This is a genomic window from Klebsiella variicola, from assembly GCF_000828055.2.
Classification (GTDB): Bacteria; Pseudomonadota; Gammaproteobacteria; order Enterobacterales; family Enterobacteriaceae; genus Klebsiella; species Klebsiella variicola.
Map to the genome: position 1 here is coordinate 198194 of NZ_CP010523.2, position 12461 is coordinate 210654.

General features: G+C 57.2%; 11 protein-coding genes. 5 read left to right on the forward strand and 6 right to left on the reverse strand.

The features are described from left to right. The first annotated feature begins 39 nt into the window (after positions 1-39). The 4 genes from glyQ to SP68_RS00935 all read left to right on the forward strand — a co-directional run bounded on the left by glyQ (position 40) and on the right by SP68_RS00935 (position 5429). Entirely contained in the window at positions 40-951 is a 912-nt protein-coding gene (glyQ, locus tag SP68_RS00920) for a glycine--tRNA ligase subunit alpha (RefSeq protein ID WP_040969156.1), read from the forward strand. 9 nt (positions 952-960) lie between these two features. After that, the gene (gene glyS, locus SP68_RS00925; RefSeq protein ID WP_012967074.1) at positions 961-3030 is read left to right on the forward strand and encodes a glycine--tRNA ligase subunit beta; all 2070 of its coding nucleotides are present in this window, start codon (positions 961-963) and stop codon (positions 3028-3030) included. A gap of 326 nt (positions 3031-3356) precedes the next feature. Next, positions 3357-3509, forward strand: coding sequence for a type I toxin-antitoxin system toxin HokA (gene hokA / locus SP68_RS00930; protein ID WP_012967075.1), 153 nt, complete (start codon positions 3357-3359; stop codon positions 3507-3509). A gap of 300 nt (positions 3510-3809) precedes the next feature. Further along, positions 3810-5429 (forward strand): ATP-binding cassette domain-containing protein, encoded by a 1620-nt coding sequence (locus SP68_RS00935; RefSeq protein ID WP_040969155.1) that lies wholly within the window; start codon positions 3810-3812, stop codon positions 5427-5429. Between the two features lie 98 nt (positions 5430-5527). Here SP68_RS00935 and cspE read toward each other — a convergent pair whose 3' ends face one another. From cspE to SP68_RS00950, 3 genes are all read right to left on the reverse strand, one after another. Continuing rightward, a complete protein-coding gene (gene cspE, locus SP68_RS00940; protein ID WP_000014594.1) occupies positions 5528-5740 on the reverse strand; it encodes a transcription antiterminator/RNA stability regulator CspE in 213 nt (70 codons plus the stop codon). Between the two features lie 251 nt (positions 5741-5991). Further along, a complete protein-coding gene (locus tag SP68_RS00945) occupies positions 5992-6282 on the reverse strand; it encodes an HTH-type transcriptional regulator (RefSeq protein WP_002921931.1) in 291 nt (96 codons plus the stop codon). 245 nt (positions 6283-6527) lie between these two features. After that, the gene (locus SP68_RS00950) at positions 6528-7883 is read right to left on the reverse strand and encodes an MFS transporter (protein WP_008806885.1); all 1356 of its coding nucleotides are present in this window, start codon (positions 7881-7883) and stop codon (positions 6528-6530) included. A 441-nt stretch (positions 7884-8324) separates the two neighbouring features. Here SP68_RS00950 and SP68_RS00955 point away from each other — a divergent pair, with 441 nt between their 5' ends. Further along, the gene (locus tag SP68_RS00955; protein WP_012540337.1) at positions 8325-9035 is read left to right on the forward strand and encodes a DUF3053 domain-containing protein; all 711 of its coding nucleotides are present in this window, start codon (positions 8325-8327) and stop codon (positions 9033-9035) included. A 108-nt stretch (positions 9036-9143) separates the two neighbouring features. Here the strand turns inward: SP68_RS00955 and ghrB are convergent, their stop codons facing one another. The 3 genes from ghrB to SP68_RS00970 form a co-directional block, all read right to left on the reverse strand. Continuing rightward, on the reverse strand, positions 9144-10115 hold the full coding sequence (gene ghrB, locus SP68_RS00960) for a glyoxylate/hydroxypyruvate reductase GhrB (RefSeq protein ID WP_012540338.1): 972 nt from the start codon (positions 10113-10115) through the stop codon (positions 9144-9146). A gap of 24 nt (positions 10116-10139) precedes the next feature. Then, positions 10140-11420 carry an MFS transporter gene (locus SP68_RS00965; RefSeq protein ID WP_008806888.1) on the reverse strand — a complete coding sequence of 427 codons (1281 nt, stop codon included), beginning with the start codon at positions 11418-11420 and terminating at the stop codon, positions 10140-10142. Positions 11421-11524: 104 nt separating this feature from the next. Beyond that, positions 11525-12460, reverse strand: a complete 936-nt coding sequence (locus tag SP68_RS00970; RefSeq protein WP_008806889.1) for a sugar kinase — start codon at positions 12458-12460, stop codon at positions 11525-11527. Between the last annotated feature and the right edge of the window lies 1 nt (position 12461).

Below are 12461 nucleotides of genomic sequence, written 5' to 3' on the forward strand. Positions count from 1 at the left end.
TCCTTCCTTTAAATCCACACGTATCCAGCACGAAATCATATGCAAAAGTTTGATACCAGGACCTTCCAGGGCCTGATCCTGACCTTACAGGATTACTGGGCTCGTCAGGGCTGCACCATTGTTCAACCACTGGACATGGAAGTCGGCGCCGGCACCTCTCACCCGATGACCTGCCTGCGCGCGTTAGGGCCGGAGCCAATGGCGACCGCCTACGTGCAGCCTTCCCGTCGTCCAACCGATGGCCGCTATGGCGAAAACCCGAACCGTTTACAGCACTACTATCAGTTCCAGGTGGTGATTAAGCCCTCGCCGGACAACATTCAGGAGCTGTACCTCGGATCGCTGAAAGAGCTGGGTATGGACCCGACCATTCACGATATTCGTTTTGTCGAAGACAACTGGGAAAACCCGACGCTGGGCGCCTGGGGTCTGGGCTGGGAAGTGTGGCTCAACGGCATGGAAGTGACGCAGTTCACCTACTTCCAGCAGGTGGGCGGCCTCGAGTGTAAGCCGGTGACCGGCGAGATCACCTACGGTCTGGAGCGTCTGGCGATGTACATCCAGGGCGTGGACAGCGTTTATGACCTGGTCTGGAGCAATGGCCCACTGGGTAAAACCACTTACGGCGACGTGTTCCACCAGAATGAAGTGGAGCAGTCCACCTATAACTTCGAATACGCCGACGTCGACTTCCTGTTCTCCTGCTTTGAGCAGTATGAGAAAGAGGCCCAGCAGCTGCTGGCGCTGGAGACCCCGCTGCCGCTGCCGGCCTATGAACGTATTTTGAAAGCGGCTCACAGCTTTAACCTGCTGGATGCGCGTAAAGCCATCTCCGTCACCGAGCGTCAGCGCTATATTCTGCGCATTCGCACCCTGACTAAAGCAGTGGCGGAAGCGTACTACGCTTCCCGTGAAGCGCTCGGCTTCCCGATGTGCAACAAGAATAAATAAGAGGCGGCCATGTCTGAGAATACTTTTCTGGTGGAAATCGGCACTGAAGAGCTGCCACCAAAAGCGCTGCGCAGCCTGGCGGAATCTTTTGCTGCGAACGTGACCGCGGAGCTGGATAACGCCGGCCTCGCGCACGGTAAAGTGGAATGGTTTGCCGCCCCGCGTCGTCTGGCGCTGAAGGTAGCCAACCTGGCGGCGGCGCAAGCCGATCGCGAAGTGGAAAAACGCGGCCCGGCTATTGCCCAGGCGTTCGATGCCGAAGGCAAGCCAAGCAAAGCGGCCGAAGGCTGGGCGCGCGGCTGCGGTATCACCGTCGATCAGGCCGAACGTCTGACCACCGACAAAGGCGAGTGGCTGCTGTATCGCGCCCATGTAAAGGGCGAAAGCACTGAAGCGCTGCTGCCGAACATGATTGCCAGCTCGCTGGCGAAGCTGCCGATCCCGAAACTGATGCGCTGGGGCGCGTCTGACGTCCACTTCGTGCGTCCGGTTCACACGGTGACTTTGCTGCTGGGTGACAAAGTGATCCCGGCCACTATCCTCGGTATTCCGTCCGATCGCGTGATTCGCGGGCATCGCTTTATGGGTGAGCCGGAGTTCACTATCGATCATGCCGACCAGTACCCGCAGATCCTGCTGGAGCGCGGTAAAGTCATCGCCGATTACGAACAGCGTAAAGCCAAAATCAAAGCCGATGCGGAAGAGGCGGCGCGTAAGATTGGCGGTCAAGCCGATCTGAGCGAAAGCCTGCTGGAAGAAGTCACCTCGCTGGTGGAATGGCCGGTGGTGCTGACGGCGAAGTTCGAAGAAAAATTCCTCGCGGTGCCGTCCGAAGCGCTGGTTTACACCATGAAGGGCGACCAGAAGTACTTCCCGGTCTACGACAATGCCGGCAAACTGCTGCCGAACTTTATCTTCGTAGCCAACATCGAGTCCAAAGATCCGCAGCAGATCATCTCCGGTAACGAGAAGGTGGTTCGTCCGCGTCTGGCCGATGCTGAATTCTTCTTCAACACCGACCGTAAAAAACGTCTGGAAGATAACCTGCCGCGTCTGGAAACCGTGCTGTTCCAACAGCAACTTGGGACCCTGCGCGACAAGACCGATCGCATTCAGGCGCTGGCGGGCTGGATTGCCGGGCAGATTGGCGCTGATGTGAACCATGCGACCCGCGCGGGCCTGCTGTCCAAGTGCGACCTGATGACCAACATGGTCTTCGAGTTCACCGACACCCAGGGCGTGATGGGGATGCACTACGCGCGCCATGATGGCGAAGCGGAAGATGTGGCCGTGGCGCTGAACGAACAGTATCAGCCGCGCTTTGCCGGCGACGCGCTGCCGTCTAACCCGGTTGCCTGCGCGGTGGCGATTGCCGATAAGATGGACACCCTGGCGGGTATCTTTGGTATCGGGCAGCATCCGAAAGGCGATAAAGACCCGTTTGCGCTGCGCCGCGCCGCGCTGGGCGTGCTGCGTATCATTGTTGAGAAGAACCTGAATCTCGATCTGCAAACGCTGACCGAAGAAGCGGTGCGTCTGTACGGTGAGAAGCTGACCAACGCCAACGTGGTTGATGATGTGATCGACTTTATGCTGGGCCGCTTCCGCGCCTGGTATCAGGACGAAGGTTACGGCGTCGACACGATCCAGGCGGTACTGGCGCGTCGTCCAACCCGCCCGGCGGATTTTGATGCGCGCATGAAAGCCGTATCGCACTTCCGTACCCTGGAAGAGTCCTCCGCGCTGGCGGCGGCAAACAAACGTGTCTCCAACATCCTCGCGAAATCCGACGAGACGCTGAACGACATCGTTCACGCTTCAGTGCTGAAAGAAGCGGCGGAAATCAAGCTGGCGGGCAATCTGGTGGTGCTGCGCGACAAACTGCAGCCGTATTTCGCCGCAGGCCGTTATCAGGATGCGTTGATCGAGCTGGCTGCGCTGCGCGAGCCGGTGGATGAATTCTTCGAGAACGTGATGGTTAACGCTGAAGACAAAGATGTTCGCATCAACCGTCTGACGCTGCTGTCCAAACTGCGTGAACTGTTCCTGCAGGTCGCGGATATTTCTCTGCTGCAGTAAGCGTATCGGTAATAATAAAAGACCTGCCTCAGGGCAGGTTTTTTTATACGTGAAATATAAATAGATGAACCGTTAATAATTCTGTCATTGATATCTTCATTATTTACATTCATCGATAAGAAATGTTTTAGGAATATATAAACATAATTCCGTGAGGTATTTACGCTAGAATGGCGGCGGGTGCTTGAGACTGTGTGTCTCAGGTATTCAGCGGGAGACAGACAGAGAAAAGCCCCACCTGATAGTAATCAAAGTGAGGCTCCCCTATGCATGAACACCATAAGAGTAGCCTCTTACTTGTTGAAAATCAACACTGGAGGCGAGGAATGCCGCAAAAGTATTTGTTGTTTGGCTTAGTAGTGATTTGCTTCACTATTTTATTATTGACCTGGATGGTTCGTGATTCGCTATGTGAATTACAGCTCAGGCAGGGAAATATTGAGCTGGTGGCATTCTTAGCCTGTGATATTAAACAGTAAGAGCATCTGGTGGGGATCTATCCCCACCATGCTTGCAGTGTCAGGCATTCTCAATGCACCCTTTCATTGTTCACCAAATAAATCATTTGCCTCCTGATATCAGGAGGCCTTTTTATTTTTACACGATCGTTGAATAAACAGGCTTGCAACGCATACCGGAGTGTGGCTATCCTATGTCCCGACGAATTCCTCGTCTCACCGGAGCGCGCCCCACAAATGAACAAACACGACTGATGAATTTCACGCCTTACCTCGCAGATGTTGCGGGTAGGGGAGTATTGATTTCATTCAGGAGTGCTTATGGCTCATTGCGCCCATATCCCCGCTTTTGTTTTACATCAGGTCACCTGTCAGTTTGCGACGGGAGATACGCTATTTGGTCCGCTGAATTTATCGCTGGAATCGTCGCTTTGCGGCCTGGTCGGCCGGAACGGCGTCGGCAAGACGCGTCTGCTACGTCTGCTGGCCGGTCTGGATTCCCCCGCCGACGGTCATATTGAACGCGCGGCTTCCATTGCCTGGGTGGCGCAGCAGCCGAACGTCACGCCAGAGATGACCCTCGCGGCGCTGCTGGGCTATGCGCCGATATTTGATGCCTTGTCTCGCCTTGAACAGGGTCAAGTGCTGGCTGCCGATTTCGATCTATTGGATGGCCACTGGGATCTCCCCGATCGCCTGAGTTTAGCTTTCCGTGAAGCCGATCTCCCGCCGTTCTCTGCCGATCGTCCCGTTTTTTCACTCAGCGGCGGCGAGCGGATGAAGGCTCTGCTGTGCGGCGCCTTTGTCTCCGGCGCCGATTATCTGCTGCTGGATGAGCCCACCAACCATCTGGACCGCCAGGGGCGGGAGTGGCTCTATCACCAACTGGAAAGCTGGCAGGGTGGGGCTCTGATCGCCAGCCACGACCGCGAGTTACTGACGCGGATGCCGAGGATTATTGAGCTGACGCCGACGGCGCTGCGCAGCTACGGCGGCAACTATGATGAATATCAGCGCCAGCGTATGGCGGAGCAGCAGGCTGCGCGCGCGGCGCTGGAGCATGCTGTGACCGAGCGACGGCGCACCCGCGCGCGAATGCAAAAGGAGCATGACGCCGCCCAGCGGCGCTCGGCTCAGACGCTGCGGACCGTTGATACGCTAAATATTGCCTCGTTTGAACGTGTGAAGTACAAAGGTGCGGCAAAAGAGCGCCCGGGAACGCTGCGCCGTCAGCATCGTGAACAGAACAGCAGTCTGAATGCCGCCGTGCAGCAGGCACGGGAGCGGGTAGAAGACGACAATCCGGTGATGTTTACCCTGCCGGGTAGCGAAGTGGCCGCCGGCAAGCAGGTTCTGGTGGTGGAAGCATTGCAGCTCGCCCATTCACCCGCTGCACCTCTGGACTGGCGTATGGATGGTCCGATGCGTATTGCGCTAAAGGGACCGAACGGCTGTGGCAAAACCACTTTGCTGAAAACGCTGCTGGGACTGGAGCAGGCCCTCTCAGGCGATGTCCGGCTGTCGGTGAGCGCGGCTTATCTGGATCAACATCTGACACAGCTGGATCTGTCGTTATCGGTCATGGCGCACCTGAGCCTGGACGATACCCCGCTGGATGAGGGCCTTCTGCGCACCCGTCTGGCGCAGCTCCAGCTTGGCGCGGATAAGGTCACTCTGCCGTTGGCGACGCTCAGCGGCGGTGAGCGTCTGAAAGCGGCCCTGGCGTGCGTGCTCTGGCGACGCGATCCCGCTCAGCTGCTTTTGCTGGATGAGCCGACCAACCATCTCGATTTAGCATCGACACAGGCTATTGAAAGCGCGCTGGCGGCGTTTCCAGGCGCGATGCTGGTGGTGTCACATGATGAGGCTTTTTTACACGGTCTGAAGCTGACCCATAGCCTGGCGTGGCGGGAGACGGGCTGGCACTTTTCCCTGCTCTGAATGCCCAACAGCCGCCATCGTATGCTGGCGGCTGTTGGCGACAGATAAAAAAAATCCCCGCCATCAGGCAGGGATTCTCGATTCTTAGCGGCTTGAACTTACAGAGAAGTTACGTTGCCAGCTGCCGGGCCTTTAGCGCCGCTTTCGATGGTGAAGGAAACTTTCTGACCTTCGTCCAGGGATTTGTAGCCATCGTTCTGGATAGCAGAGAAGTGTACGAACACGTCTTTAGAGCCATCGTCAGGAGTGATGAAGCCGAAGCCTTTGTCAGCGTTGAACCATTTTACGATACCAGTCATTTTACCGGACATAGTGAATTACCTTTAAAAAAATAAGTGAGCCTTGCGGCGTAGCGGTCTGGACTACAGATTTAAAGCGATAAAGGGAAAGTTCACTACGGGGGTATCTTTGGATAACCTTAGAAGGACTGCTCTATTCGACTGCTCTGTGGTCTGTACATCAAACCTGCGAGCATTAACGCACGTTCAGCACCTGATAGCAAACTTTTTTTACGGTGCAGCGGCAAAAGCCCCCTTACTGACCCATGCCGCTGCGCGCTGGATTAATCGAGTAACTGTCGTGAAAGCTGTGGATTGGCCTGAATCAGGCGCATCAATTTCAGCTCGGTGGGAGACGGTCTAACCCGTCTCGACTCCCACTCTCTTACCATGGCGACGCTCACGCCCATGACGTTGGCAAAGTCGTCAATCTTAAGTCCAGTGCCTTTACGCAGTTGCTCAAATTCACTAAACACAGTGGACTTACGGTTTGAGGTAAGTTTCTGATTATCATCCTTAAATACGATGTGTTCCAGGCTGCTCAGCAGTTCAAACACGGGATCTTTATATTCCATTGAGAACTCCTTTTATCACACAGCGGAAGAGATTTTTTATAAAGCTCTTTAAGAATAGTCAGAAAATCGTGCAGCGGATGGTAACGTCCGTGATTATTTGCCAACAGGCTATCGAATCGGCCCCGGCAGCCAAACGGCAGTGGAGCCTAAGAGAATGATTACTAACGCGATGAGATGGCTTCGAAAATTTTTGTAAACGGATAAGAAAAAAGCGGCAAAGCCGGCGCGGGCCGCCGGCTTAACAATCAGGCTTTCTGCAGACCTCTCGCGTCGTCTTTCGTCGCCGGCGCGGATTTACTGACCCGGTATTTGATCAGCAGCGCGAGGGCTGACAGGAACGCCGGGATGGCCAGCAGAGTGAAGATGGTTTCAAAGGAGAGCTGCGCCTGCATCAGGAAGGCGCCGCTGAACGCGCCGAGGATCCCGCCGAAGCGGCCGATACCCAGCATCCAGGCGACGCCGGTGGCGCGCCCCTGCGTCGGGTAGAAGCCTGCCGCCAGCGCGGGCATCGACGACTGCGCGCCATTCATAATACTACCGGCGATAAACACCATCACCCCCATCAGCACCAGGCTGCTGGTGGAGAAACCCACCAGGCAGACGCAAACGCCGGTCAGCAACCAGCCGACGGCCACCACCTTGTTGGGATTGATCTTGTCCATCAGGGCGCCAAGGATCAGTACGCCAATCCCGCCGCCCAGCGGGAACAGGGCGGTGATGATGGAGGCCTGACTCATCGAGGCGCCGGTTTCGCGGATCAGCAGCGGCAGCCAGCTGGTCAGGAGGTAGAAAATCAGCAGGCCCATAAAGTAGGTCAGGCACAACATCACGGTACCCACCGCGTAGCGTGGGGAGAAAATGACGCCGATGGCCGATTTCTCTTTCACCTGGCCTGCTTCGCGCAGCTCAAATTCCACCGCCTCCGGCAGCGGCGCGATGCGTTTCAGGATGGCGGCAATGCGCTGCGCCGGCTGCTGCTTCACCACCAGATAGCGGGCTGACTCCGGCAGCAGAAAAATTAACGCTACGGCCAGCAGGAGGGGCATCACGCCGCCCAGCACCAGCACACTCTGCCAGCCATAGTGCGGGATCATCCAGGCGGATAAAAAGCCACCCAGCGATGATCCCATCGGAAAGCCGACGAACATCAGGTTCACCAGCAGCGCCCGACGGCGCTCCGGCGCATATTCGCTCATCAGGGTGGCCGCATTCGGCATCGCCGCGCCGAGTCCGAGACCGGTCAGGAAACGCAGCAGCGTCAGCTGATTAAGGCTGGTGGCGAAGGCGGTAAGCAGGCTGAATCCGCCGAACACCACGATCGACATAATCAGCACTTTTTTGCGGCCGATGCGGTCAGCCAGCGGCCCCGCGGTTAAGGCGCCGACCGCCAGGCCCACCAGCGCGGCGCTCATCACCGGGCCGAGCGCCGATTTTTCCACGCCCCATTCCTGTACCAGGTCGGAGGCGATAAATCCGATGATCGCGGTGTCGAATCCGTCCATCGCGACGGTGATAAAGCAGAGCGCAAGGATCATCCACTGGTAGCGGGTGAAGGGGTGCTCGTTGATAAAGGCCTGAATGTCGATGGTTGTCTTAGTCATACGGCTTTCCTGGCAGACTGAGCGAGGGACAGAGGTCTGTTTTTATCGTCGTCCTCGCGTCATTGAGTTTGATTTGTGCGATAATCGAACGTATCGCCGTTAATCGCTCATTCATCAAATCATTGAAGTGGGGGGCAGGCAATGCAGGCGCGCGCCAAAGCGTGCGATTATCGTCCGTTTTAGGACGCCACGTCGTACGGAAACTTTTTTAGTGCCATAAAAATCAGATGGTTATATAAACTTCGCTCGCAGAATGTGATGACTATATTTGTGATGTGCATAACAGACGTTCTACACCGCGACGATGGCGTGCGAAATGGCGTTTTTCCTGCGTAAGATTAGCAGTAAAGGGTATCCTGCGAGGCCGAGCTGGACTATCCTTGTCAGCGTCTGGCACGTGTGTGTCGTTGTGCGCTTTTTTTGGCTGAAAGGAGTAAAAAAATGGCGACAGGAAAGTCCTGCTCTCGCTGGTTTGCGGCTATGGCGGCCTTATTGATGGTGGTTAGCCTGAGTGGGTGTTTTGATAAAGAAGGCGATCAGCGCAAAGCGTTTATCGACTTCCTGCAGAATACGGCGATGCGTAGCGGTGAACGTCTGCCGACGCTGACCGCCGATCAGAAAAAACAGTTTGGGCCTTTTGTCTCTGACTACGCGGTGATCTACGGTTACTCGCAGCAGGTGAGCCAGGCGATGGACGCTGGTCTGCGCCCGGTGGTGGACAGCGTCAATGCTATCCGCGTCCCGCAGGACTATATGACCCAGCGTGAGCCGCTGCGTCAGGCGAACGGCGCGCTGGGCGTGCTCAGCCAGCAGCTGCAGAATGCGAAAATGCAGGCCGATGCCGCGCATAGCGCTCTGAAGCAGGCTGACGATCTTAAGCCGGTCTTCGATCAGGTTTACGCCAAGGTGGTGACCGCGCCAGCTGACGCGCTGCAGCCGCTGATCCCGGCCGCGCAAATCTTTACCCAGCAGCTGGTTCAGGTGGGGGATTTTGTCGCTCAGCAGGGGACCCAGGTGAGCTTTGTGGCCAACGGCATTCAGTTCCCCACCTCGCAGCAGGCCAGCCAGTACAATGCGCTGATTGGGCCGCTGGCGGCGCAGCATCAGGCGTTTAATCAGGCATGGACGGCAGCGGTGAACGCCACCCGTTAATGTCTCATCTGGCTGACGTTGGCTGCGGCGAACGAGCAGGATGATGGATAAGATGCAAAAAGAACCCGGGGAGGGCGATTGCCGCCGCTACCCGGGTTTTTTTATGGCTTATTTGACCTGCGGGTTAACGCAGTTTTTCTCTACATTACCGTTCAGGGCATCGATCAGGTTGTCCACCGCGCAGGCCGCCATGTTGTAGCGCGTCTCATGGGTGGCAGAGCCGATATGCGGCAGCGCGACAACGTTTGGTAGGGTTAACAGCGGCGAGTCTTTTGCCAGCGGTTCGTGTTCGAAGACATCAAGGCCGGCAGCATGAATTTCACCCGCCTGCAGAGCAGCGATCAGCGCCTGCTCGTCCACCACCGGGCCACGTCCGGCGTTAATGAAGATGGCGGAAGATTTCATTTTGGCAAACTGCGCCTGACCGAACAGATGGTGGGTCTCTTCGCTCAGGGGCAGGATCAGGCAGACGAAATCGGCTTCCTGCAGCAGGGTATCGAGATCGCAATAGCGGGCATTGAAGCGCTCTTCCGCCTGCGGATGCTGGCGGCGCGCGTTATACAGGATCGGCATGCCGAACCCGAAGTGGGCGCGCTGCGCCAGCGCCATACCGATGCGGCCCATGCCGACGATACCTAAGGTTTTATGGTGCACGTCGCTGCCGAACCAGTCCGGGCCAATGCTCTTCGTCCACTCGCCCGCTTTGACGCGCTCCGCCACTTCCACTACCCGGCGCGCGGTGCTCAGCACCAGCGCCATGACCGTATCGGCGACGGTCTCGGTCAGTACGGTCGGGGTATGCATCAGCAGCACCCGGCGAGCGTTCAGCGCCTCGACGTCAAAGTTGTCATAGCCAACGGAAACGGTAGAGGTCGCACGCAGCTTCGGCATCTTCTCCAGCAGCGCGGCGTCAACCTTTTCGCTGGAGCCCAGGAGGCCTTCAGCCTGGGCGAAGGCCTCTGCATGCTGCGAAACGGTCTCCGGCCGCAGGTTTTTTACCTGAGTGACGGAAAAGTGCTCCTCCAGGCGCTGTAGCAGGTCGTCGGGAAGCGTTTTATAGAGAATGACAGACGGCTTCATGCGAATCTCCGTAGTAGAAATAGTTCAGGCGTGGTGAGCGCCAAGCGGAATGTTTTGATTATTAGCAGGCTTAACAATCAAAGTCAGCAATACTGAGGCGAAAAGCGCCACCCCCATAAAAATATAGGAGGCTGCGGGGCTGCCGGTGGCACCGTTCAGGTAGCCGACAAACCACGAGCCGCAGAAGGAGCCCAGAGCGCCCATACTGTTGATCAGCGCCATGGCGCCTCCGGCGACGTTACGCGGCAGCATTTCCGGAATAATGGCGAAGAAGGGGCCGTAAGGCGCATACATTGCCGCACCGGCCACCACCAGCAGGGTATAAGACACCCAGAAGTGGTTGGCGCCGACCGCCCAGGAGCCGATGAAGGCCAGTCCGCCAATCAGCAGCAGCGGCCAGACGAACAGCTTACGGTTCTGCATTTTATCGGAGGCCCAGGAGACCACGATCATGGCGATAGTGGCCGCCAGGTACGGAACCGAAGAGAGCCAGCCCACTTCCACCATCCCCATATTTTCACCGCCGCTGCGGATAATCGACGGCAGCCACAGTACAAAACCGTACACGCCGATACTCCAGGCAAAGTACTGCGCGCAGAGCAGGATCACGTTGCGGGAGCGGAAGGCTTCGCCATAGTTACGTACCGCTTTGATGCCCTGCTGTTCACGATCCAGTTGTTCCTGCAGCGCGGCTTTTTCACTCTCCGCCAGCCAGTTAACCTGCGACGGTTTGTCTTTTACCAGCACCCACCAGCAGAAGGCCCAGATCACTGCCGGCACCCCTTCGATGATGAACATTTCCCGCCAGCCGAAGGCCTGAATCAGGTAGCCGGAGACCACCGACATCCACAGGACCGTCACCGGGTTACCGAGGATCAGGAAGGTGTTGGCGCGAGAGCGCTCTGATTTGGTGAACCAGTTGCTGATATAGATCAGCATCGCCGGCATCACCGCCGCTTCGACGACGCCGAGGATAAAGCGAATGGCCGCCAGCGCCGGGATATTATGCACAACACCGGTCAGCGAGGCGCAGCCGCCCCAGAGGATCAGGCAGATAAAGATCAGTTTGCGAACGCTGCGGCGCTCCGCATAGATAGCGCCGGGGATCTGGAAGAAGAAGTAGCCGAGGAAGAACAGGGCCCCCAGCAGGGAGGAGATCCCCTTGGTGATGCCCAGGTCTTCGGTAATGCCTGCCGCGGAGGCGAAGCTGAAGTTGGCACGGTCGAGGTACGCCAGGCTATACGTGATAAACACGATAGGCATGATGTACCACCAGCGTTTCGTTGCATTTGTTGAGCTATTCATAGGCTTGCCTCTATCAATGAGGTGACATCCGTCCGTCGAAACGGACGCTGCTGTGCCGCGCTGCAGGTAGGGTACAGGACGGCTGTTATTGTTGCGTATAAATGTTATTCGCCCAGCGCATCGCGGGTGGGGAGCCCCTCGCTGTCGCCCTGGACCTGAATCGCCAGCGAACCGATTTTATTGCCGCGGTTCACCGCCTGAAGCAGGGTTTTGCCTTCCAGCAGGGCGCTAATCACCCCGACGGCAAAGCCGTCGCCGGCGCCGACGGTATCGACGACGTTTTCGACTTTAATGGCATCAACCGTTCCCTGTTCGCCGCTGGCGCTCTTGAACCAGGCGCCGTCGCAGCCGGTTTTAATGACTACCGCCTTGACGCCGCGGGAGAGATAAAAATCGGCGATCCCTTCCGGGGTCTGCTGGCCGGTGAGAATCACGCCCTCTTTTAAGCCTGGCAAAACCCAGTCAGCCTGGAAGGCGAGACGGTTGAGTTTCTCCACCATCTCGGCTTCGCTTTTCCACAGCACCGGGCGCAGATTAGGGTCGAAAGAGAGGGTTTTTCCCTCGGCTTTCATCACCTTCGCCGCATGCTCCAGCAGCGCATATGAGCTTTCAGAGAGCGCGGCGGCCACGCCGCTCAGGTGCAGATGGCGGGCGCTGGTGAAGTAGTCGGCGCGAAAATCGTCCGGCGACAGATGGCTGGCGGCAGAGCCTTTGCGGAAATACTCCACAATGGGATCGGTTCCATTTTCGACTTTCGATTTCATCTGGAAACCGGTAGCGAAGCGGTTGTCGATGGCGACAGCGTGGCTATCGATCCCCTCTTTCGCCAGCGATTGCAGTACGAAGCGGCCAAAGCTGTCGTTGCCGACGCGGCTGACCCAGCCGACCTTCAGACCCAGGCGCGCCAGGCCGGTGGCGACGTTCAGTTCGGCGCCGGCGACACGCTTCATGAAATGCTCCACCTCGGCCAGATCGCCGGTTTCGGTGGCGACAAACATGGCCATGGCTTCGCCGATGGTGATGACATCTAAATTTTCCACG

Coding starts and splice junctions, on each gene's coding strand:
- glyQ (WP_040969156.1), top strand. CDS start 40: ATGCAAAAGTTTGATACCAGGACCTTCCAGGGCCTGATCCTGACCTTA.
- glyS (WP_012967074.1), top strand. CDS start 961: ATGTCTGAGAATACTTTTCTGGTGGAAATCGGCACTGAAGAGCTGCCA.
- hokA (WP_012967075.1), top strand. CDS start 3,357: ATGCCGCAAAAGTATTTGTTGTTTGGCTTAGTAGTGATTTGCTTCACT.
- SP68_RS00935 (WP_040969155.1), top strand. CDS start 3,810: ATGGCTCATTGCGCCCATATCCCCGCTTTTGTTTTACATCAGGTCACC.
- cspE (WP_000014594.1), bottom strand. CDS start 5,740: ATGTCCGGTAAAATGACTGGTATCGTAAAATGGTTCAACGCTGACAAA.
- SP68_RS00945 (WP_002921931.1), bottom strand. CDS start 6,282: ATGGAATATAAAGATCCCGTGTTTGAACTGCTGAGCAGCCTGGAACAC.
- SP68_RS00950 (WP_008806885.1), bottom strand. CDS start 7,883: ATGACTAAGACAACCATCGACATTCAGGCCTTTATCAACGAGCACCCC.
- SP68_RS00955 (WP_012540337.1), top strand. CDS start 8,325: ATGGCGACAGGAAAGTCCTGCTCTCGCTGGTTTGCGGCTATGGCGGCC.
- ghrB (WP_012540338.1), bottom strand. CDS start 10,115: ATGAAGCCGTCTGTCATTCTCTATAAAACGCTTCCCGACGACCTGCTA.
- SP68_RS00965 (WP_008806888.1), bottom strand. CDS start 11,420: ATGAATAGCTCAACAAATGCAACGAAACGCTGGTGGTACATCATGCCT.